The organism is Pseudomonas sp. KT_2_4 (genome assembly GCF_041410225.1).
In the GTDB taxonomy this organism is placed as follows: domain Bacteria; phylum Pseudomonadota; class Gammaproteobacteria; order Pseudomonadales; family Pseudomonadaceae; genus Aquipseudomonas; species Aquipseudomonas paracarnis.
Genome location: NZ_CP166962.1, coordinates 2383831 through 2405450, shown reverse-complemented (window position 1 = coordinate 2405450; position 21620 = coordinate 2383831). Strand labels below are relative to the sequence as shown.

Annotated in this window: 22 protein-coding genes; 6 read left to right on the top strand and 16 right to left on the bottom strand. The window is 59.5% G+C overall.

The annotated features are described in order from the left end of the window. Positions 1–261: 261 nt before the first annotated feature. From AB9N64_RS11065 to AB9N64_RS11055, 3 genes are all read right to left on the bottom strand, one after another. The gene (locus tag AB9N64_RS11065; protein ID WP_014719624.1) at positions 262–1281 is read right to left on the bottom strand and encodes a transporter; all 1020 of its coding nucleotides are present in this window, start codon (positions 1279–1281) and stop codon (positions 262–264) included. A 145-nt stretch (positions 1282–1426) separates the two neighbouring features. Then, positions 1427–1732 carry a PepSY domain-containing protein gene (locus AB9N64_RS11060; protein WP_371360257.1) on the bottom strand — a complete coding sequence of 102 codons (306 nt, stop codon included), beginning with the start codon at positions 1730–1732 and terminating at the stop codon, positions 1427–1429. Positions 1733–1826: 94 nt separating this feature from the next. Next, complete coding sequence (locus tag AB9N64_RS11055; RefSeq protein ID WP_014719622.1) at positions 1827–2954, bottom strand: glycerophosphodiester phosphodiesterase; 1128 nt, start codon at positions 2952–2954, stop codon at positions 1827–1829. Positions 2955–3186: 232 nt separating this feature from the next. Between AB9N64_RS11055 and AB9N64_RS11050 the strand changes: the two genes are divergently transcribed. Further along, the gene (locus AB9N64_RS11050; protein WP_014719621.1) at positions 3187–3510 is read left to right on the top strand and encodes a DUF2025 family protein; all 324 of its coding nucleotides are present in this window, start codon (positions 3187–3189) and stop codon (positions 3508–3510) included. Between the two features lie 130 nt (positions 3511–3640). Here the strand turns inward: AB9N64_RS11050 and AB9N64_RS11045 are convergent, their stop codons facing one another. Together AB9N64_RS11045 and AB9N64_RS11040 are read right to left on the bottom strand one after the other, a co-directional pair. Then, entirely contained in the window at positions 3641–3961 is a 321-nt protein-coding gene (locus AB9N64_RS11045; protein ID WP_371360256.1) for an antibiotic biosynthesis monooxygenase, read from the bottom strand. After that, entirely contained in the window at positions 3958–4665 is a 708-nt protein-coding gene (locus AB9N64_RS11040) for a CTP synthase (protein WP_014719619.1), read from the bottom strand. The genes AB9N64_RS11045 and AB9N64_RS11040 overlap by 4 nt, the downstream gene beginning before the upstream one ends. A gap of 80 nt (positions 4666–4745) precedes the next feature. Here AB9N64_RS11040 and AB9N64_RS11035 point away from each other — a divergent pair, with 80 nt between their 5' ends. Continuing rightward, positions 4746–5630, top strand: coding sequence for a LysR family transcriptional regulator (locus tag AB9N64_RS11035; protein ID WP_014719618.1), 885 nt, complete (start codon positions 4746–4748; stop codon positions 5628–5630). Between the two features lie 25 nt (positions 5631–5655). On the opposite strand, the gene AB9N64_RS11030 is transcribed toward AB9N64_RS11035, so the two are convergent. The 3 genes from AB9N64_RS11030 to AB9N64_RS11020 all read right to left on the bottom strand — a co-directional run bounded on the left by AB9N64_RS11030 (position 5656) and on the right by AB9N64_RS11020 (position 9113). Then, a complete protein-coding gene (locus tag AB9N64_RS11030; RefSeq protein ID WP_020303112.1) occupies positions 5656–6975 on the bottom strand; it encodes a PAS domain-containing methyl-accepting chemotaxis protein in 1320 nt (439 codons plus the stop codon). A gap of 263 nt (positions 6976–7238) precedes the next feature. Further along, the gene (locus tag AB9N64_RS11025; RefSeq protein WP_371360255.1) at positions 7239–8297 is read right to left on the bottom strand and encodes a diguanylate cyclase; all 1059 of its coding nucleotides are present in this window, start codon (positions 8295–8297) and stop codon (positions 7239–7241) included. Between the two features lie 186 nt (positions 8298–8483). Continuing rightward, positions 8484–9113: a TetR/AcrR family transcriptional regulator gene (locus AB9N64_RS11020; protein WP_014719615.1), complete on the bottom strand. Its 630-nt coding sequence runs from the start codon at positions 9111–9113 to the stop codon at positions 8484–8486. A 122-nt stretch (positions 9114–9235) separates the two neighbouring features. Here AB9N64_RS11020 and AB9N64_RS11015 point away from each other — a divergent pair, with 122 nt between their 5' ends. From AB9N64_RS11015 to AB9N64_RS11005, 3 genes are all read left to right on the top strand, one after another. Then, on the top strand, positions 9236–10294 hold the full coding sequence (locus tag AB9N64_RS11015; RefSeq protein WP_014719614.1) for an MBL fold metallo-hydrolase: 1059 nt from the start codon (positions 9236–9238) through the stop codon (positions 10292–10294). A 181-nt stretch (positions 10295–10475) separates the two neighbouring features. Beyond that, a complete protein-coding gene (locus AB9N64_RS11010; RefSeq protein ID WP_224797016.1) occupies positions 10476–11096 on the top strand; it encodes a hypothetical protein in 621 nt (206 codons plus the stop codon). Between the two features lie 231 nt (positions 11097–11327). Continuing rightward, positions 11328–12773: an amidase family protein gene (locus AB9N64_RS11005; protein ID WP_371360388.1), complete on the top strand. Its 1446-nt coding sequence runs from the start codon at positions 11328–11330 to the stop codon at positions 12771–12773. A 6-nt stretch (positions 12774–12779) separates the two neighbouring features. Here AB9N64_RS11005 and AB9N64_RS11000 read toward each other — a convergent pair whose 3' ends face one another. The 7 genes from AB9N64_RS11000 to argH form a co-directional block, all read right to left on the bottom strand. Next, a complete protein-coding gene (locus AB9N64_RS11000; protein ID WP_014719611.1) occupies positions 12780–13136 on the bottom strand; it encodes a transcriptional regulator in 357 nt (118 codons plus the stop codon). 90 nt (positions 13137–13226) lie between these two features. Beyond that, positions 13227–14177 (bottom strand): hypothetical protein, encoded by a 951-nt coding sequence (locus tag AB9N64_RS10995; RefSeq protein WP_371360254.1) that lies wholly within the window; start codon positions 14175–14177, stop codon positions 13227–13229. 54 nt (positions 14178–14231) lie between these two features. Then, positions 14232–15401 (bottom strand): MFS transporter, encoded by a 1170-nt coding sequence (locus tag AB9N64_RS10990; protein WP_371360253.1) that lies wholly within the window; start codon positions 15399–15401, stop codon positions 14232–14234. Positions 15402–15564: 163 nt separating this feature from the next. Continuing rightward, positions 15565–16386 (bottom strand): ABC transporter substrate-binding protein, encoded by an 822-nt coding sequence (locus AB9N64_RS10985; protein WP_371360252.1) that lies wholly within the window; start codon positions 16384–16386, stop codon positions 15565–15567. Between the two features lie 25 nt (positions 16387–16411). After that, a complete protein-coding gene (locus tag AB9N64_RS10980; RefSeq protein WP_003193648.1) occupies positions 16412–17176 on the bottom strand; it encodes an amino acid ABC transporter ATP-binding protein in 765 nt (254 codons plus the stop codon). 24 nt (positions 17177–17200) lie between these two features. Further along, entirely contained in the window at positions 17201–18079 is an 879-nt protein-coding gene (locus AB9N64_RS10975; RefSeq protein ID WP_371360251.1) for an amino acid ABC transporter permease, read from the bottom strand. A gap of 161 nt (positions 18080–18240) precedes the next feature. Further along, positions 18241–19668, bottom strand: coding sequence for an argininosuccinate lyase (gene argH / locus AB9N64_RS10970; RefSeq protein WP_371360250.1), 1428 nt, complete (start codon positions 19666–19668; stop codon positions 18241–18243). Positions 19669–19861: 193 nt separating this feature from the next. Here argH and AB9N64_RS10965 point away from each other — a divergent pair, with 193 nt between their 5' ends. Beyond that, positions 19862–20821 (top strand): LysR family transcriptional regulator, encoded by a 960-nt coding sequence (locus tag AB9N64_RS10965; RefSeq protein ID WP_014719606.1) that lies wholly within the window; start codon positions 19862–19864, stop codon positions 20819–20821. Positions 20822–20912: 91 nt separating this feature from the next. Here the strand turns inward: AB9N64_RS10965 and AB9N64_RS10960 are convergent, their stop codons facing one another. Then, complete coding sequence (locus AB9N64_RS10960; protein ID WP_019819275.1) at positions 20913–21560, bottom strand: HAD-IB family hydrolase; 648 nt, start codon at positions 21558–21560, stop codon at positions 20913–20915. Positions 21561–21620 lie beyond the last annotated feature (60 nt).

Below are 21620 nucleotides of genomic sequence, written 5' to 3'. Positions count from 1 at the left end.
GCCTGCGATAGCGGTGGGCCAGCTTGCATTGTGTTGGCTGATACACCGCAATCGCAGGCAAGCCAGCTCCCACAGTTGGGCTCATTTCAATTTGAGAATGTGCGCAATGCCCGGCGATCAGTGGCTGGACGCTTCAAACACTGAATAAACGCAAAACCCTGTGGGAGCTGGCTTGCCTGCGATAGCGGTGGGTCAGCTTGCATTGTGTTGGCTGATACACCGCAATCGCAGGCAAGCCAGCTCCCACAGTTTGGGCTTATTTCAATTTGAGAATTTGCGGAATGCCCACCGTCCAGCGATCAGGGTGAAGGTTGCGACCAAGGCCACCAGTATCCAGAAGCCTTCCGGATCCTGGGAAAGCGGCACCCCACCCACATTCATGCCAAAAAAGCCGGCAATGATATTGATCGGCAGCGCCAGCACCGTCACCACCGTGAGGGTAAACAGCGTGCGGTTGCTCTGTTCATTGAGGTTGGCGGCGATCTCTTCCTGCAACAGCTTGATGCGTTCCCCCAAGGCGGTCAGGTCGTTGATGATCAGCGCAAACTCCTCGGTGGATTTGCGTAACTCCTTCACGTCTTCCTTTTGCAGCCATTGCGGCGGGCGATTGAGCAGGCGCAGCAGCGAGCCCGGTTCCAGCGCCAGCAGGCGTTGCAGGCGCACCAGCACGCGGCGAGCGGCACCCAGTTCGGCGCGGTTGGTGGACAGGCGCGAAGACAACAGCTGATCTTCGATATGGTCGACGCTGATACTGGTCTTGCGCACGATCTGCGTCAGCACTTCGCCCTGGTCGCGCAGCAGGTGCACCAACAGCTCCAAGGGGGAGCGAAAGTGTTCGCCGGCCTTCACCGACGAGCGCAATTTATCCACCGAGTGCAAAGGCTGCAGGCGCGCGCTCACCAGCAAGCGGCTGCGAGCGCACACCCATAGCGTGGAAATATCCGACGACACCATGCTGCTGAAGTTGAACACCACATCGTTGACCACTGCCAACAAGGCCGAGTCCACATGCTCGATGCGCGTGGAGCGTGAGCCCTCATGCAAGGCTTCAAAAAACTCTTCCGGCAGCGATAAATGCGCCTGCATCCAGCGCTCGCAGGCGGCGTGCGCCAGGTTCAGGTGCAGCCACAGGAATTCGTCCGGGTCTGGCGGGTGCTGTAAGGCGGCGAGGGCGGTGGCGGAATCAATTTGTTGGCCTTTCTCGCCGGGGCGAAAACGAAAACCGTAAAGCAGGCCAAACAGATCGGAATCTTGATGGCCGTGGTCGATGCTGTGGTTCATGGCGACTCGCAGAGAAAGGGCCTGTAGGACGTTTCACAGCTTCCTGAGCGAATCATTGCAAGGCGGTATGACGGTTATGTGACGGTTTGAGGCGCGCATAAAAAAACGCGCCACCCGAAGGTGGCGCGTTTTTTCAAGGTTCAACTCAGGTGTCTTGCTTGTTTTCCAGCACGGCACCGGTCTTGGCGTCGAGCTTCACATCCCATTTCTTGCCGGTGGTGTCGGTCAGGTCCACTTCGTAGACCAGCTTGCCAGCTTCGTGATCCAACTCGGTATCGTTGATGGTCGCGCCGGCTTGTTGGGCGACGGCGGCGGCGTTAAGCTTTTCGAACGCCATCACTTCACCGGACTTGAGCAGGCTAGGAATCTGGTCCGGACGGACATCAGCCTGGGCCAGGCCGGCAGTCAAGGTCAGGGCAGTAGCAGCGAACAGGGCAGTCAAGGTTTTCATGGTGTGTGTCCTTCTTAGGTTGAGCTGTTTAAGTGGCGCCAGATTAACCGGCGCAACTTAACTCATCCTTAATGGCTCACTGACACTAACGCTTTTAGTACTTATGGTCGTTGAGCAGGTCTTGCACGCTGGACGACGGCCAGCGCTTGTAGAACTTCAACAGCTCGGCGGCGCGGTTGGTGAAAATGCCATCGACGCCGGCCTTCATCACTTTCTCGAAGTCCACCGGCTCATCCACCGTATACACATGCACCAGCAGGCCCTTGTCGTGGGTCAGCTTGTTCATTTCAGGCTTCACCAGGTCGGTGTAGCTCTGGTCGCCGTGGTCGGTCAGCTCGGCCGACGGGCCGGTGCCGATGGCGCCGAGGCTTTTGGCTTCATCAACCCATTTTTCGAATTCGGCAGCGTCTTTAGGCTCTTGCTTGGCGTAGTAGGCGGCCTTGGTGGATTCGCCAGACTCGGCGAAGGTCACTTTGGATTTGGGCTCGATGCTGCCTTCACCCACCCACAACAGCAGGATTTTCGGAGTGTTGGGCATTTCCTTCTGCAGCTCTTTGAGGCTGGCGGTTTCGAAGGTTTGCAGCACCACGCGGCCCTTGCCTTGGCCGACACCGGTGTTGCTCTTGCCCAGTTTGGAGCCGGCGGAGCTCAGCCAGCCTTTGTCGAGCAGCTTGTTTTTCAGGTCGGCTTCGATACCGGGGAACTGCTTGGGCTCCTTGGTCTCGATGTACAGGCCGGGTTTGTGCGAGGGGTTGCCTTCGGCGATCTTGATGATGTCGTCCAGGCTCAGGATTTTCAGGCCAACGAAACCAGGGCGCGCGCGGTCCGGGTAGGCGGCGTTGAACCAGCTGCCGGCGTCGAGGGTTTGCAGTTCTTTCCAGGTGAACTCGTTGGCAGGCGCGTCTTTGCGCTCGGGGAACTTGGTGGCGACGTCGGTGGTGCGCTGCAGGTTGTTGTCGTGCAGGGCGAACAGCACGCCGTCCTTGCTACGTTGCAGGTCCAGTTCCAGGTAGTCGGCGCCCAGGTCGCGTGCAACCTTGTAGGCAGCGGCGGTGGATTCAGGCGCATCGTAGGAAGCACCACGGTGAGCGATCACGGCAGGGTAGGGAATGCCTTCGTTTGTCGCCAATTCGGCCGGGCTGACCGGCTCGGCAGCCTGTGCCTGGCCAAGGCCGAGCATCAACGCCAGCAGCAAGGCGCTTTTGGAAAACGTGACAGGCATATGCGAAGTCCTTTCGTGGAGGTAACTTTGAGAAGGTGTCCTTTTTAACAATTGATTGCGAACGGCGCTATCACCAAACCGACATTAACGTGCGCACCGGCCAATTTTGTCGACTTTTTTGCAGGGTGATGCAGTATTCTTACGGGTAGCTGCCCCGCCAGAGGGCGGTATTTTCTGCCACGCGTGTAAACCATCTTTCCAGTCCCTGTGGGACTTTTCAGTGAGGTTTACCATGCGCATCACTTCCGAGCTTATCTGCCAGGCCGCCGACCAACTCCAGGGTTTTGTCGGCCTCAACCGCAAGACCGGCCAGTACATCGTACGATTCAGCGAAGACTCATTCGGCATGGACGTGGCCGATGACGGCATCATCCCCACGGCCGAGTTCGTCTGGCTGCCGGCCGCCGACCACACCATGACCCTGTGCCGAGCGCGCCTGCAGTTGTTGCTCGACCAGAATATCGACGAGCGCATCAACATCACCGAGCCGCTGCGTGTGTATATGCGCCGGGTAGAGATCCCGCAGATCAGCGCGTTGCGCAGTTTGGTGAGCTGAGCGTCCGCGATTGCTAACGATGACGAGCAAATGTGGGAGCTGGCTTGCCTGCGATAGTCTCACTGCGGTTTCACTGCATCACCGAGGTGTCTGCATCGCAGGCAAGCCAGCTCCCACCGGGTTCGGTGATTCAAGTGGAGAAGGTGTAGGCCCGCTCTACCTTGCACACCCGCGTGTGAAACGCCGCATACCAAATGGCCCGCCCTTGCTCGCGCACCTGCCGATGCTCAGCCTGTTGTTTCCAGGCCAGGATCGCCGCCTCGCTGGCCCAGTAGGACACGGTGATCCCCAGCCCATCCTCCCGCGCCGATTCCACCCCAAGAAACCCCGGTTGTTGCCTGGCCAGTTCCAGCATGCGCGTGGCGGCCTCGCCATAACCCCGGTCGGCGTCGGTGCGCAGCGAGCTGAAAATTACCGCGTAATAAGGTGGGGCGGGTGTTTTGGCAATCATGCCGATACCTCCTGGCAGGCCTTGAGCAGCGCAATCACCAGCGGCGGCGTGATGCCCTTGAGTGCGGCGCGTTCGGGCTGGAACAGGGTGGCGACGAAGAACGGGTGGTCGAGCAGTTCCACCGCGCGCAGATCGCCCGCCGAATCGTGGCCGGTGGGAATCAGGTTGGCGTCCAGCAGGGCGTCGGCAAAGGTGGGGTTGATGCCGTAGCGGCAACGGTAACCCTCGTGGATGTCCAGGCTGCCGTAGGCCTGGGCAATGCGCGTGTACGCGGCCAGGCGCACGGTGTCGTTCACTTCCACCAGGGAGCAGTCCAGCGGCGTGATGACAGCGCGCTCAGCATCGGGCATTAATTCGCCGTGCTGGGCATCGGCCCAGCCGAGCACATGGCGGGCATATTCCAGCACGGCATGTTGAAAACCGCCGCAGGTACCGAGGAAAGGGCGACCTTGTTCGCGGGCAAAACGTATCGCGCGCAGGGCGCCGTCGACGTCGCGATAGGGGCTGCCGGGCACGCACCAGAAGCCGTCGAAGTCGCTCAGGGCAGAAGTGGAGGTAAGGGTGTCGGTGGCCAGCCATTGCACGTGGACGCTCAGGCCCAGAGCGTCGGCGGCCTGTTGCAGGGCCATGGGAATGGCTTGGTGGGCGGTCACATCAGGGTTGTAGTCACCGATCAGGGCAAGGTGCAGCGCGGGGGTTGGCATCGTGTACGTCCCATGGCTTGTGGTGGGTTGATACCCACTATAGATTGGCGTTCACGCAATCAATATTGGCGTTTGCCCATATGTTCAATGCAGCTACGCACTATCAAATTGACTACGCCGACCTGTCATTGGTCCTGGCCCTGGTGCGCGGCGGTACGCTGGCGCGGGCGGCGGCGCTGCTGCGGGTCGATGTATCCACGGTGTTCCGTGCGGTGCGGCGGCTGGAGGCGGCGCTGGGCCAAACCCTGTTTGAAAAAAGCCGTGCCGGTTATTTGCCCACCAGCCTGGCGAGCAACCTGGCCCAACAGGCCGAGCGTGCCGAGCAGGCGCTGGAGGCGGCGCGTATTGGCGTGGAACAGGGCGGTGAAGTGATCAGCGGCACCGTGCGCCTGACCTGCACCGACTCAGTGTTGCAAGGCTTGCTGTTGCCGGCCCTCGCGCAGTTCATGCCGGCCTACCCGGCGTTGACCCTGGAACTGAGCACCTCCAATGACTTCGCCAACCTCAGCCGCCGCGATGCGGATATCGCCCTGCGCCTGACCACGGCGCCGCCGGAGCATCTTGTCGGACGTTGCCTGGGGGCGGTGGCGTATCAGGTGTGTGCCAGTGCCGACTATGCGCGCCTGCACCCAGACCATGAGTGGGCCGATCTGGCCTGGATCGCGCCGGACGATTTTTTACCCGATCACCCCACCGTCGCCTGGCGCCGTGAGTATTTGCCGGGCGTGCGTCTCCGTTATCGGTGCAACAGCATGCAGTCGGTGGCCGAATTAGTGCGCGCAGGGTTGGGCGTAGCGGCGCTGCCGGATTTTCTAGTCGGGAATGGCGTGCAACCGCTGGGCCCTGCGCTGGCAGGGCACGATACGGCGTTGTGGTTGTTGACGCGGCCTGATTGTCGGGCGTTGCGCTCGGTGGTGACGCTGTTTGATGAGTTGGGGCGGCATGTGCGCTGGCTGCGAAGTTAACCCTCAGACAGCCAGCGCCAAGGGTTCAGCGATTGCCCCGCTCATTGGCAAACGCGCTTACCGCTTGTACCGCCTCGCCGGTACCTTCGCGAATCTGCAGGATCACCGTGCCGGCCTGGTTGGCCAGTTCCACACCCTGGGCAGCGCGGTCGCGGGTGGCGTCCATGCTGTCGATGGCTTGGCGGGTTTCGTCCTGGATCATGGCGATCATGCCGGAGATTTCCGCGGTGGAGCCGCTGGTGCGCGCGGCCAGTTGCCGCACTTCATCGGCCACCACGGCAAAGCCACGTCCCTGCTCGCCGGCGCGGGCGGCTTCGATGGCGGCGTTGAGGGCCAGCAGGTTGGTCTGGTCGGCAATGCCGCGAATGGTGTTGACGATGGCGGTGATCTGTTGCGAGCGTTCGCCCAGCTTGGCGATCAGTTGCGAAGAGGTGTCGATATCCACGGCAATTTCACGCATGCCGCTGGCGGTCTTCTGAATCACCTCAGCGCCTTTTTCCGCCATCTCCTGGGTGTTCAACGACAGGTGATAAGCCTGGGCGGCGCTCTGTGCGTCAGCGGCATGCTGTAGCACGCGGGCGGTGACGTCCGAGGCGAACTTCACCACTTTGCACAAGCGCCCGCTGGCGTCGTAGACCGGGTTGTAGTTGGCTTCCAGCCACACGACCTGGCCGTGTTTATCCACCCGCTCGAACTGGCCATTGAACAGCTCGCCCTGGTTCAAGCGCTTCCAGAACTCGCTGTAGGCCGCACTGTTGGCCAGTTCGGCCGTGCAAAACAGGCGGTGATGCTTGCCCTGGATCTGCGCCAGGCTGTAGCCCATGCGCTGCAGGAAATTGCCGTTGGCGGTGATGATGGTGCCGTCGAGGTTGAACTCGATCATCGCCATGGCGCGGTCGATGGCTGCAAGCTTGGCGTTGGCTTCGCTCTCGGCTTGCAGGCGCGGGGTGACGTCCATGGCGTATTTCACCACTTTGATTACATTCCCCGCTTCATCCCGTACCGGGTTATAGCTGGCTTCCAGCCACACCGAGGCGCCGTTGCCGCCTACTCGTTCAAAGGTGCCCGACTGGAATTGGCCGTTGCGCAGGTGCGTCCATAACTGGTTGTAGTCCGCGCTGCGGGCGAACGCCGGGGTACAGAACATCCGATGGGGCTGCCCCAGGATCTGTTCGGCGCGGTAGCCCATGGTCTTGAAGAAGTTGTCATTGGCGCGCAGCACGGTACCTTGCAGGTCGAATTCGATCACGGCCATGGAGCGCTCGATGGCGTCCAGCAGGCTGGTCTGTTGGGCAAGGCTGTGTTGCAGGGTACTGATGGTTTTCTTGTGAGCGTGAAATAGCATGGTGGAGGGCTCGGGCATGCAAGCGTATGCGGGGTCCATGTATTTGCGCCTGACCCCGTAGGGCCCCTGGCCTTACGGTTGACTTGCTCATTGCCAGCTTCCTGGTGCTGACAGAGGGGGGTAGAACAACGGTCTCAGAGTGATCAATCGGCCTGGAAGTTCGCTCGTCAGGCAGGACTATTTTGGCCAGGCGACCAATGGCGGCATTATGCTATTGCAGCAGGTGGGCGGAGCAAGATTCGGACGAGGTGTCATCAGACAACTCAGGCTGAATGAACGACCGTGCATTCGCTGATCTCGACGCGGTTGCGGCCGCTGTTTTTGGCGGTGTACAACGCGCGATCCGCAGCATCGAGCCACATGACCGCGTCCTTGAAGGACGGGTGGAAATCCGCCAGGCCAATGCTCAGGCTGACGCGCAGGTCTGGGATTTGCGGATGCCGATAGTGACTGAAGGTTTCGCGTAGATGCTCCATTACCTGCGCAGCGGCTTGCAGGGGCATTTTCGGAAGAATCACACAGAACTCATCGCCGCCATAGCGGCCGGCCAGGTCTTCTTCGCGCAAGTGTTCGCGCAGCGCTTGGCTCAACTGGCGCAGCACCGCGTCACCCACGGTGTGGCCATGAACGTCATTGATGTGCTTGAAGTGGTCGATATCGATCAAAGCAATGGTCGCTTGGCCGTGTTGCTGTTGGCACTTGTGAAACTTGAGGTTCAGCAGGTCTTTCCAGGAACCATGGTTGAGCAGGCCGGTGAGGCTGTCGATGCGGCTCAGGGCGCTGAGGGCGCGTTTGTGTTGCGACAGTTTGATCGCCAACTGGTAACAGACCATGCCGATGGCCATCGGGTAGAGCGTCAGCATCGGCAGGCAGGTGTAGACCTCGGTGAGGCTGACGCTGGGGTCGAACTTGATGCCGAACAGGCCCCAGGCCACCGCGATACCGGCCGCCTGTGCCAGCAACCCGCGCAGGAGCAGGCGTTTGCCACCGGCTGCGACGTTGTTCATGGCCATCATCGACAGAATAGTCACCGCTGTCAGTGGCGAAAACTGAGTGGCCGCGGCCCAGAATCCGCCCAGCACTGAGTCATACAGCAGGTTGCGTTGTTCGGCCTGGTAGGGAAATGGCGAGTGAGTGGAAATCAGGTACGCCACATGCGGCCAGGCAATGCCGTTGAACAGCAGCAACGCCCAGACCCAACCGGGCATCGACAAGGGATACAAAGCCCCGATTACGCTGATGCTACCGATACCCAGGCCGATAATCCTTGGCGTGTAGATACGCCTGGCAAATGAAAGCCCTTTGCCTCGTCTGTTTTCCATAGTGTCCTGGGTCAACTTTTTTGCGGGTGCAACAGCACGCGTCAGCGGGCAGAGCCGGTGGTCGGATAAGAAAGGTGGATTGTCGATTATTCCTGTGGGATTAATCAGTGTCCTTCCAGGCCATTTGCGCAAAACAGCGGGCAAAAACGCCATAAACGACCTTAAATGTCGCTCCTGCAACAGGGCTTACTGGGGCGTGCGCTGCGTGCTGGCTTCGTAGCCGGCGAGGAACAGGTCGATGGCCGATTCGATGACGTGGGCCTGGGTGGCAGGGTCGAGGGTGGGCTGGCCGAGGGTGATTTGCGGCCAGAATGCAAAGGCCTTGAGCAGGCTTTGGATCTGGTGGGCGGCGAACGCCGGGTCGGTGCCGGTGAGGCGGCCGTCTTCCTGGGCGGCGCGCACCCATTGGGTAAAGCCTTCTTCCCGCGCACTGAGGCGGTTGACCATGTCTTGCGCGCGCTCCGGCGAATGGATAGTGGCAGCAATGGCCACGCGTGCCAGGTCGAGGAAGTTGGCGTCTGACATCATCTGCATTTTCGCTTCCAGCAACGTGCGTAGTTGGTCGCGCAGTGGGCGGTCACTGGTGTAGATCACGTCCAGTTGGGCAACGCTGCTGGCCCACAGTTGGTGGAGGATCTCGGCGAACAGTTCTTCCTTGCTGGGGAAGTGGTTGTACACGGTGCGCTTGGAAACGCCAGCGCTGGCGGCGATCTTGTCCATGCTGGTGACCTCGAAGCCGTGCTCGCGAAATTCGGCAATCGCCGCCGCCACGATGGCTTCGCGTTTACGCTCGGTGAGGCGTTTGGGGGCAGTCATGGAAGGCATTCGACTCAACAATGAAATTACACCGGGCAGTTTACTTGCTCCGGATTTTGTTGCAATCTAGAAACTACACTGTGCAGTGTAATACTTGAGCGGACCGCAGGAGTCACTTTGTCATGGCTACGATTTCAACCCGTCTCGACCCTGCGCCCTCGGCGCCCAAGCCTGCCGAGCAGGGCCTGGGGCACTTCAGCAACGACACGCCGGTGCAGCACGGTGGCTTGGGCAAGACCCTGCGCATTTTCTGGAACATGCTATTCAACAAGCCGCGAACGACACGGCCGGTGGGGCAGATTCCGGTACAGCCACTGACCCGCGAGCAGTTATTGGCCGCCCCTGATCACAGCGTGTATCGCCTCGGCCATTCAACCGTGCTGCTGAAAATGCGCGGTAAATTCTGGGTCACCGACCCGGTGTTTGCCGAACGCGCCTCGCCATTGCGTTGGGCCGGCCCCAAGCGTTTTCATCAGCCGCCTATCAGTCTTGAAGAGCTGCCTGCGCTGGAAGCGGTGATCCTTTCCCACAATCATTACGACCATCTCGACCGCAAAGCGGTGGTCCAATTGGCCGAAAAGACCCGCTACTTCCTGGCGCCCCTGGGCGTGGGCGACACACTGGTCAAATGGGGCGTGGATGCCAGCAAAGTCCGCCAGTTGCAATGGTGGCAGGGCACCGAGGTCGATGGCGTTCGTTTTGTCTGCACGCCGGCCCAGCACTTTTCCGGGCGCGGCCTGTTTGATGGCAACCAGACCCTGTGGTGCTCCTGGGTGATGATCGACGACACGCGGCGTATCTTTTTTAGTGGCGATACGGGCTATTTCGACGGTTTCAAACGCATCGGCGAGCAATACGGGCCGTTTGACCTGACCCTGATGGAAACCGGCGCTTACAATGTCGATTGGCCCCATGTGCACATGCAGCCGGAGCAGACACTACAGGCGCATATCGACCTTAAAGGGCGCTGGCTGCTGCCGATTCACAATGGCACCTTCGACCTGGCCTTCCACGCCTGGCATGAGCCCTTCGACCGCATCATGGCCCTGGCCTGGGAGCGCAATGTTTCGATCACCACTCCGGCGATGGGCCAGGCTTTTCGCTTGAACCAGCCTGAGCGTGGGCATGCCTGGTGGCTGGAAGTGGAACCTCAATCGGTCAACGAACACGCAGCAGGCTGAGCCAAAGGCCCGTTGGAAAAGAGCTTTTCAGCGAATTTCAGCCCTGCGACAAAGGCCAAGAGAGAGTGCGATGATCCCCCGGGAATTTTATCTCCGGGAGGATGTTTCGATGGACAGCCATTGTAAGAAACTTTGGAAGATGGGTTTGCCGTGTGCGTCAGCTCAACCGCTGGCATCGCTAATGAACGCCGTCGACGTTCCCGCTTTACCCCCCGGTGCCGCTCCCCCTTCTATTGTCTTTGGCACCGAGCAACGTGCCGGCGCTACGCCCATACCTGGGTATAACGCCTTGGCTCCCCATATACGGCCGGTGCGCGATCCCGCGCTATCGCTGATCGCCATCAGCGGCGTTGACCCTACCGAACCGGTGATGGTGGAGGTACCGCTGGTATTGAATAACACCACCTTCACCGCCTCGCTGCCGCTGACGGGATATCGTATCGGCTATGCCGAGCATTATGTGCAGGGCAAGCAGGTTGAACGGGTCGCACGCAGTGCGGCCTTGAACCGAGTCTTCGACACCCTGCGCCAGGCTGGTGCGCAATGCGTGGCAGTGGATATGCAGCGCAGCGGTGATTGTGAGCAGGCTTGTCATGAAATCGACGAGCTGGTGGTAGGTCTTCGCCTTGATGCCTTGGTGTCAGAGGATCCCGAAGCCGCCTTTCATCACGCCTGTAAAAGCGGCTACCCCAGTATGTGTGAAACCCTGGAAGACGGCTCCAAGGTCTGGTTTTACGGTGCGCGCTGGGCGGGTGATCGCTTGGCGGCACTGGTACGAGCTTACCGCGTGCTGCGGCCGTAGGTATTGATGCCTACATCGGGCTGCGAAGGGTAGGACGCAGTGGCAGGATTCGCCTGAAATAGTGGTGGGTGGTCGGCTCTTAGACTGGTGCGGCGCTATCGACCGATAGCTCTCACACTCAGTCAAACAGAGGGGCACTTCATGATCGGACCAGTTTCGGCAGGTGGATGGGCCACGGGCCTGCTTCAGGAGCTTTCAAACCCGGTGCAAGGTTTCAAGAGTGCCTGCCAGATGTCAGCGGAGATGGCCCAAGGAGGCGGCGTCACCTCAGAGTCACTGTTGAAGGACTCGCTCAAACAAATTGCCAATATTGATCGTGGGCTACAGGGCGGCAATGCGTTTTTGGAAACCAACCCGGATGCCATGAGGGAGGCGAAGGCCCGCGATCAGGAACGTGCCAATGGCCGCGTACGCGGGTACTTGCATGGCGTGCCGATAGCGCTCAAGGATGTCTTTGAAACCAATGACCGCATGCAGACCAGTGCAGGCTCCAAGGCGTTGGTGGGTGCGCCTGCCGCCCGGAATGCCAAGGTCGTCGACAATTTGCTGAAAGCTGGCGTGGTGATTGTAGGCAAAACCAATATGAGTGAGCTGTCCAACTTTCGCTCACTCAAATCGGCGGATGGCTGGAGCTCCCGAGGTGGCCAGACGTTGAACCCACATCGACTCGGAGGGACGGTGGCCGGCTCGAGTTCAGGTTCGGCCGTGGCGGTCGCCCAGGGGCATGTGCCCGTGGCACTGGGGTTGGAAACCAACGGATCAATCATCAGCCCCGCAGCCTACAACGGTGTGTTTGGCCTGAAAACAACGACGGGCCTGGTCAGTACCGAAGGCGTCATGACCAGCACCCGCATGGACGCGGTGGGGACCTTCACCCGCAATATCTGTGATGCGGCAGAAGCACTCAATGCAATGACCGAGACCAACGTCTACACCGAGGGCCTGCGCGCTGATGCCTTGAAGGGTAAGCGAATTGGCTATACCCCTTTGCCTGAATTGTCCGCAGAGGAGGCCAAAGACCCGGCCAAGCGTGCAGACCGCAAGCACTATGAGGCGGCGCTCGAAGTGATGAAGGCCCAGGGTGCAATTCTAGTGCCCTTGGAGCGGTTGGACGCCGGTGTCCCCGATGAAGCCTATGAGGGTTATAACGAGGCGATATTCTCGGAGGTCAAGCAACAACTGGAAGACTATTTGGCTGGGCGGGAAGGTTTGCCCGTCAAGTCACTTGCTGAGCTGATTGCTTTTATCAAACGCACGCAGAAACCTGATGAGCCTGACCAGAAATTGCTGGAAATGATCAATGAGCTGGAGACCTCGCCGCAAAAGCGCGAGGTATTGTGGGAAGCCATCCTTCCTGTATTTCAGAAGACCATTGATGACCCCCTGAAGGAGCACAAGCTCGACGCCATGGTATCGAATTTTCTGACGCACAACTATTTCTATAGTGCGGCCGCCGGGTACCCCGGTATATCTGTTCCATCAGGTATGGATGATGAAGGCATGCCCACGGCAATTTACGTGTATGGCTCCGGCAAGAGTGAAGCCACCTTGCTGTCAGTCGCCCATGGTTATGAACAAGCCTCGCAGGCCATTCAAGAACCGGCTTTTCTCCCAGGTGCTCCTTCTACGCAAACACCAGACAGTCCAGATAAAACGGTTGAGGCCACCAACGGCTGAGTTGAGTCAGCCTCGGCTGGTTGCCACGGTTGAACCCATCAATTGAGAGATAAGGCTTTGTGCAGAAGGTTGCGCCGCCGGGGTATCGAACCGGCGCGCACTCATCCCCCACCCCGGTGCGAACCCCGGGAAAAACACCAGCCCTTCGGCCTCCAGGCGAAACGCCAGGATCAAACGGGTTTCATCGTCCACGTCGCCGTGGTCTTCCAATTGTTCAATGGCTTGCACCGCCACGCCAGCCTGGCGAGCCAGCGCTTCGCGGCTCCAGCCCAGCATGACGCGCGCCTGCGCGCAGTGTTTGGCGGTGAATTGATGCAGGACGATCTGTTGTTCTACGAAAGAACTCATTGCCAGAGAGGACATGGGGTTTCTCCAGGTTCGACAGGGGAGGTGCAACTATACTGTGTTTTTGTACAGTTGTTTCTACCGCTCATCCACTGGCGTTGCAACCCCTTATGATTCCAGCCCCGGTGCCTCACGAATAATCAGGTGATCCAGATTCTCGATCCTGGCGCTGAATACCCCGAACGTCTGCTCGGGGTTTTTCTGGCTGGGCACCTGCACAAGCTGCGGCGTGACCCCATAAAAAAAGCAATACAGCGACCGTTCACTGCTGGCCGCCGTCTTGATCTGCTCCAGGAATGCCGTGCGCTTGCGGTAGTTTTCGATGAGCTTTTTGCTCAGGTAGACGTTCACCGAATAAGGCTTCTTGTCGAGCCACACCTTCTTTTCGAAGTCGATGCGAAAGCTGCTGGTGTAGTCCTTGATGGCCTTGATCTTGCCCCAGTAAATCAAACCCTGGTTGTCTTGCAGGTATTCGATCTTCTTGAAGAATGCCCAGTAGGTCGCCGCGTGCTCACCGATCTTCAAAGGCATGGCCTTGAGCTTGTCCTTGTCATCGATGTTGGACACGTAGCACTCCACCGGGTGTGCGAATACGCTGGTTTTGTCCGGGATCGAGTCATTGCTGCCAGAAGAGGTGGTAGCGCGGTTTGCGGGCGCTTTCGTCGGCTCCTGAAGGACGCTTCCAGCGGTGCCGACTACCAGCGTTCTAGGCTCGTACAGTCGCCGCGTCAGCACAAATTCCGATGGGAAATTTTCCTCACGCTCGTCGTCATTTTCACCCGTCGCAGGTTTATGGCTGCCGGCATAGCGGCAGCCGTCGATATGCCGCGTGCCGGGTTTGTTCTTGAAGTGCGGCGTGCGCAGGTAGTTGACGTTCTTGGCGTTGAAAGTGCTCAACGCATTGGTGCTATCGAACGCCGCGCGGCAGGCGTCGTTGGGGCACAGGAAGCTGTCCTTGTCGGAATCGAACGCGGTGGTTTCGTCGAAATTCAGGTCTCGTATGTCATAGATCGACACCTTGTCGTCGAGACTCAGGCTGTAGGCCGTGTCGAATTTCATGGGGCTCGGGTCCTTCAGAGGTTTGGCTATTAATAGCCGGATCTTGCGTAAATATCAGCAAGAACCTGCCACGCGTCGCCCGCTCAAGAAACACAGGGTGCCGCCCATGGCCGTGAGTGCGGCCAAGGCAAAGAACATGCTGGTGGGCGCCGCATTGATCAGCAGATAGCCGCAAATCACCGGGCTCATGGCCCCGCCAAACGCGGCCAGGTTCTGTGCCCCGTAATAACTGCCCCGTAGTGCATCCGGCGCGATGGTGTCGATAAACAGGAACTCTGAGGGATAGATGATCATCTCGCCCAAGGTGAACACAAACATCGCCAGGCACCAAGTCAGCAGACTGTGCGCCTGGCTGAAGCCGACCAACCCGACAATAAACAGCAGGGTGCCCAGCACGATCCAATGGCGCAGTTGCTCGCGCTTGAGAAATCGGCCGATTTGGTACTGCATCAAAATCACGGTGATGGCGTTGCAGGCGAGCACCGCAGACAGAATTTTCAGTGCCTGGTCGGGGGTGTAGGCCACCAGCAAAAACTGCGACAGATAAAGGGTGTAGCGCCCATGGACGATGGTGCTCAACAGGCTGCCGCTGGTGAAGAGGATCAGCGTGCGGTCGCTGCGCAAGATGCGCAGGGTGCTGAGGAAACTCTGAGGCTTATGACTGTCGTCGCGCTGGGTCGGCGCAATGCCGATCATCAGGAACAGGCTGCCAAAGGCAATGGCGCTGGCGATCAAAAACGGTGCCCACGGCAATTGGCCGGCAATCACTACGCCCAACATCGGGCCCGTGGCATAGCCGACATTGGTCAGGGTGTAGCGCAGGGAAAACACCTTGGCGCGCTCACCCACCGGCAGGTTCTCGCTGATGATCGCCTTGGAGCCGATCAGGAACAGCGCCGACGCGGCTTCAGTCACAACAAGGTTCAGCGTAGTGAGGTAGAGGTTGCTGGCAAAGGTCAGCAACAAAAAACCGATGGAACTGGAGAGCATGGCCAGGATCAGCAGTTTGCGCTTTTCCAGGCGATCGATGATGTAGCCGCCATACAACCCCATGAGCGTGGCGATGAACACCGCGACCCCCATCAGCAGGCCGATGTCCTGCTGGTTGAGGCCCAGGCGTGTGCTCAGCCAAAGGGCCAGCAATGGGCTGGTCATGGCACGGCTGACCACGATGGTCACCGAGCAGATCATCAGGCGACGGATTACCAGGGAGTAGGTGGCCACGGTGGGGTGGGCTCCTTGTGATTCTTACCTACACGACTCAGATCACCAGCGAACGCAGATTGAGTGTGGGAGCTGGCTTGCCTGCGATAGCGGAGTAACAGCCAACATTGTTTTAGCTGACCCACCGTTATCGCAGGCAAGCCAGCTCCCACATTCGATGGCGTTATTGGCCAGAGTTGATGGTGATTTTTTCTACCGCACCTTGTTCCAGATCCCACTTCTTCAGGATCTTGCCGTAAGTCCCATCATCAATCATGCCCTGCAACGCCTCACTGATCGCCGTGACCAACTCGGTATTGCTCTTCTCAATCCCAAGCCCGGTGAATTGCTTGGAAATCGCCAGCCCCACCGGCTTGTACTTGCCCTTGTCCAGCGACATCAAATAAGGAATCGTCTCGCTGCCCTGCATCGCCGCATCCAGGCGGTTCTGCTGCAACTGCGCCCGGGCATCCGCCGAACCTTCGGTCCCGATCACCACGATTGCCGGCTTACCGGCCGCTTCGCAGTTTGCCTTGCTCCACGCGGTAATTTCCGACGGCCAGGTGGTGCGGCGGCTGGTGCCGACTTTTTTACCGCACAAGTCGGTCAATTCCTTGATCTCTTCGCGCTTGGCCAGGGTGTACAACTGTGGGCCGCTGGTGAAGTAGTCGACGAAGGTCACGGCCTTCTGGCGCTCGGCGGTGTCGCTCATGCCCGACAGCACGATATCGACGCGCTTGGTGGTCAGGCCGCTGAGCATTTGTTCGAAGCCGGTTTCCTGCCATTTGATCTTCACGCCCAGGCGCTCGGCCAGGGCGTTGCCCAGGTCGAAGTCAAAACCAGTGAGCTTGTTGGTGGCCGGGTCCTTGAAGTCCATCGGCGGGTAGTTCGGCACGATGGCCGCGCTGATCTCACCCTTGTCCTTGATGGCCTGCGGCAAGGCCGCCAATACACACGAGGAGGCCATCAGGCCGGCAAGCAAGGAAGGGATAAACATCTTTTTCATGGGGGCGTTCTCGTTAGTTTTTTAGTTAAGTGCGAACGGCAGAAATAAAGCTTTGGGTACGCGGGTTTTGTGGGCTTATTAGAATGTCTTCCGGGCTGCCGGCTTCCACAATCTGGCCGGCGTCCATAAACACCATGCGGTTGGACACTTCGCGAGCGAAGCCCAACTCATGGGTGACCACGATCATGGTCATGCCGGTGGTGGCCAAATCGCGCATCACCGACAGCACTTCGCCTACCAGCTCCGGGTCGAGGGCTGACGTGGGTTCGTCAAACAGCATCAACTTGGGGCGCATGGCCAAGGCACGGGCGATTGCCACGCGCTGTTGCTGGCCACCGGACAATTCCACTGGGTAGGCATTGCGCTTGTCTGCCAGGCCAACGCGGGCCAGCAGTTCCAATGCATCTTCGATGGCTTCCTTGGGCGAGCGCTTGAGCACTTGGCACGGGCCTTCGATGATGTTTTGCAACACGGTCATGTGCGGGAACAAATTGAATCGCTGGAACACCATGCCGGTGGCCAGGCGCTGGCGGGCGATCTGCGCTTCGTTCATCTCGTGCAGCTTGTTGCCGACCACCCGATAACCGACCAATTCGCCATCGACCCACAGGCCGCCCTTGTCGATTTTTTCCAGCTGGTTGACGCAACGCAGCAGGGTACTTTTGCCCGAGCCGGACGGGCCGATGATGCACATCACCTCGCCTTGCTCGACCTCTATATTGATGTCACGCAGGGCGTGATACTGGTCGTAATACTTGTTCAGGTTGACAGCCTTGACGATGCTTCTCATGGGGCAAATCTCCTCAATCCAGGCTTACGAACGCTTGCCGGCGCCGCGGGCAAAACGACGCTCGAGGCGGCTTTGACCAAATGAAAGAACAGTCACCACCGCCAGGTACCAGATGCCCGCCACAATCAGCAGCTCCATCACCCGGGCGTTGGCGTAGTAGATGTTTTGCGCGTTGTGCAGCAGTTCCGAGTACTGGATCACACTGGCCAGGCTGGTCATTTTCACCATGCTGATGAACTCGTTGCCTACGGGCGGGATGATCACGCGCATCGCCTGCGGCAGAATGATCCTGCGCAGCGCCTGCAGGCTCGGCATGCCGATGGACTTGGCCGCCTCGTATTGGCCGGTGTCCACCGACAGCAAGCCGGCACGCACCACTTCAGCGGTGTAGGCGCCCTGGTTGATGCTCAAGCCGAGCAGGGCGGCCACGAATGGCGTCATCAGGTCGACGGTGTCGATGCTGAACAGGCCCGGAATCGTGATCACCGGGAAGATCAACGCCAGGTTGAACCACAGCAGCAGCTGCAAAATCAGCGGTGTACCGCGAAACAACCAGGTGTAGGTGATGGCCACGTAACGCAGGATCGGGTTGGCCGACATGCGCATGATCGCCGTGATCACTCCGATCACTACGCCCAATGCCATCGCCAGGATCGACATGACGATGGTGTTCACCAGGCCCCAGAGGATGGCTTGCGACGTAAGGAACTGGCCAATGTAGGACCATTCGATCTGGCCATTAGCAAACGCGCGCAACAGCGCAGCCAACACAATCACGATCAACGTGGCAAAAAACATCCGCCCGTAATACCGCCGCGGCACATGCTCGTACTGCGTGATATCGAACTGGTTGTCAGACAACTTGCGCTCGGCTTCCAAGCGCTCGGCCGGGGTTTGATTCATGTTGCTACTCCAAAATTTATTCTTGATGCGTGATCGTTCCCACGCTCCGCGTGGGAACGCCGCCTCGGACGCTCCGCGTCCCGCCGTTGGCGCGTAACGTGACGACGCGGAGCGTCACGGGATGCATTCCCACGCAGTGCGTGGGAACGATCGTCACCGGCTTAAATCCGAAATCCTTGATAACTTTCAGTCCACTTTTGCTGAGCCGCCAACGCCATCTTCAACCGCCCAATCTGCTCCTTCACCCGCTCCGGCGCCGTACCACCCCACCCACTGCGCGCCGCAATCGCCGCCTCCAGGGTCAGGCAATCACGCACGTCCGGGGTGAGCCGCCCATCCACCTCGGCCAACATCGCCGGTGAGGCTTGCCACAACTCAATTTCATGCTGCTCACAGGCCTGTACCAGCGCGCCGGTAATCTCATGGGCCTCCTTGAACGGCACGCCACGGGTGGCCAACCAATCCGCCACCTCAGTCGCCAAGGTAAAGCCCATCGGTGCCTGGCGTCGTAGCTCCTCTACCTGCACCTTCATGGTCGCCACCATCCCGGCCATCGCCGGCAACACCAGCAGCAAGGTGTCCACACTGTCCAACACGCTGTGCTTGTCTTCACTCAAATCGCGGTTGTACGACAGTGGCAACGACTTGAGCGTCGACATCAGCCCGGTCAGGTTGCCGATCAAACGCCCGGCCTTGCCCCGCGCCAGTTCGGCAATGTCCGGGTTCTTTTTCTGCGGCATGATCGAACTGCCGGTGGCGTAGGCGTCGTCCAGCACTACCCAGCGAAACTGGCGCGACGACCACAGGCAAAACTCCTCAGACAGCCGCGAAATATTCACCCCGAGCATGCCCGCCACAAACAGGAACTCCGCCACATGGTCACGGCTGGCGACAGCGTCGATGGAGTTTTCGCATGGCCCGGTGTAGCCCATTTCCTTGGCCGAGTGCTGCGGCTGACGTGCTATCGCCGAACCTGCCATCGCTGCCGCGCCCAACGGCGACAGGGCCGTACGCGCATCCCAATCCACCAGGCGCTGCACATCGCGCAGCATCGACTGCGCGTGAGCCAGCAAATGATGGGCAAACACAATGGGTTGCGCCTGCTGCAAATGGGTGAAGCCCGGGCAGATGCTCTGCACATGTTGCTCGGCCTGTTCAACCAACGCCTGCTGCAGGCCCAACACCTCAGTGGCGATGGTGCGTGCATGGTCACGCAGGAACAGGCGCAGATCATTGGCCGTCTGGTCATTGCGCGAGCGTCCGGCGCGCAACTTGCCGCCCAGGGCACCGAGGCGCTCGGTCAATACGCGTTCGATAAAGGTGTGCACGTCCTCGTCATCCAGGGAGGGATGCAGGCGGCCGGCGGCGAAATCCTCACCGATACGGTCCAGGGCTTCGAGGGTGCGCAGGGTTTCTGACTCATCCAGCAAACCGGCGCGCTGCAACTCACGGGCATGGGCACGGGAGCCGGCCAGGTCGTAGGGCGTCAGGCGAAAATAACGCTCAGGGCAACGCGACAACGCGGCCAACGCCGCAGACGGACCGGTCTTGAAACGAGCGCCCCAAAGGCGGTCGGTGGGCTGGGACATGGGTATTCCTCACGCTTGTTTTTAGAAGAGTCGGAGGCAGTTTCAACAGAAATTTATCGGTGTAGAACCGACGTCTGACGCGCCGTATTCAAGGTTGCCAAGGGCGGATGTTTATGTTCATTATCGCCGCCTGGCTATGTTCAAGGATTGGGTTCAAGCCTGTTGAATATGGCACTCGAGGTCAACGCGCATTATGGAAACCCCACTTTCCACTTCTGGAAACCTGCCGCCAAAACCCGGCACACGAGCGCCGCTGCAACTGAGCGGGCTGGACTTTAAATTGTTGCGGGTATTTATGGCCGTGGTCGAAGCCGGCGGCTTCAGTGCCGCGCAAAACGAGCTGAACGTGGGCCTGGCGGCCATCAGCAAACAGATCTCCGATCTCGAGATTCGCATCGGCATGCGCCTGTGCACACGGGGCCGCGAAGGGTTCGGGCTGACCGAAGAAGGCAAGTTGGTGTATCAAGCATCCATCGAGTTATTTACCTCGGTGGACAGTTTTCGCGACAAGCTTAGTTCGGCGCAGAATGAACTCATCGGCGACCTGAGTGTGGGCGTTATCGATAACACCGTCTCCGACGTTAGTTCCCCACTGATTACCGCCCTGGGCAACTTACATCGCCAATCGCCAAAAATAAGATTGCGCCTACACGCCTCGCAATTGGACGAAGTTGAACGTGGGGTAGTGGAAGGGCGACTGGTCGCCGGCATCGTCCCGGTGTACCAACGCCGTGAAGAATTCGACTACTTCCCACTCTACGAAGAAAAGGCCCACGCCTACTGCGCCGTAGGGCATCCCTTGTTCACTGCGAGCGACATCACCCCCGACGCTCTTCGCCAATACGAAGTGGTCAACCATCGGTATGCGATCCATCGCGACAAGGCCAACTTCGTCAGCCACGACAGCCAGTCCGCCTCGGCTTCACAAGTGGAAGCCGTCGCCATCCTGATCCTCACCGGCCGCTTCCTGGGCTTTCTGCCAGAACACTACGCCACGCCACTGGTAAGGGAAGGGCGCCTGCGCGCACTGTGCCCAGAGCAGGTTCATTTAAGCACCGCGTTCAATCTGATCCTGCGCCACAACGCGCCGAGAAGCCCGATGGTAAAAGCCTTCGCCACAGCGCTGGGTGTGGACCTGAAGACGTCGGCCTAAGCCTCAACAAAGCTCAAATGTGGGAGCTGTCGAGCCCCAGCGAGGCTGCGAAGGGATCGCCTCGGTCTCCCGCCAACCCCACCCACCCGCATCACCGCTGCAACCGAGCCCGCTTTTTCTTCTTCGCATGAAAATGCCGAAAATGCGCATCCTGCGCCGCCGCCAACAACTCCCGATCCCCACGCGTATCGCCCCAGGCCCTGAGCCGATACTCCCCCAGGTCCCCATACACCGCCTCAAGCCGCAGCACCTTATTCTCACAACGGCAATTATTCCCGGTGAGCTTGCCGGTCAGCACCCCATCCACCACCTCAAGCTCAGTACCGATCAAGCGGATGCCAAGCCGGTCGGCAAACGGCTGCAACACCAACGCCGGCGACGCCGAACACAGCGTCACCACCGCCCCGGACTTCACCTCATCCGCCACCGACTGCAAACCGCTCGGGCGCATCAGCTTGCTCCAGCGCGCCTGGCAATATTCCTGCGCTTGCTGCTCAACCCAAGCCTTCTCCACCCCGGTCATGAAGGTGCGAATCAACTGCGCCTTCAACTCATCCCGGCTGATCTGCCGCACCAAAAACCGCAGCCCCGGCAGCGCCAGCTTGACCATCCGGCCATAAAACTCGCCGGGGCCAAAGGCAAACTTGAGGAAGGGCACGAAACTGTCGTGGTGGGTGAGGGTGCCGTCGAAGTCAAAGACGGAAAGTACTTTGGCGTCTGCGGGGCCGGCTTCGAGCATGTCTGGGTTCACGGGTTGGCCTCGATCCTATCTGATAGTTTTCAAGCGGGCATCAGCTGT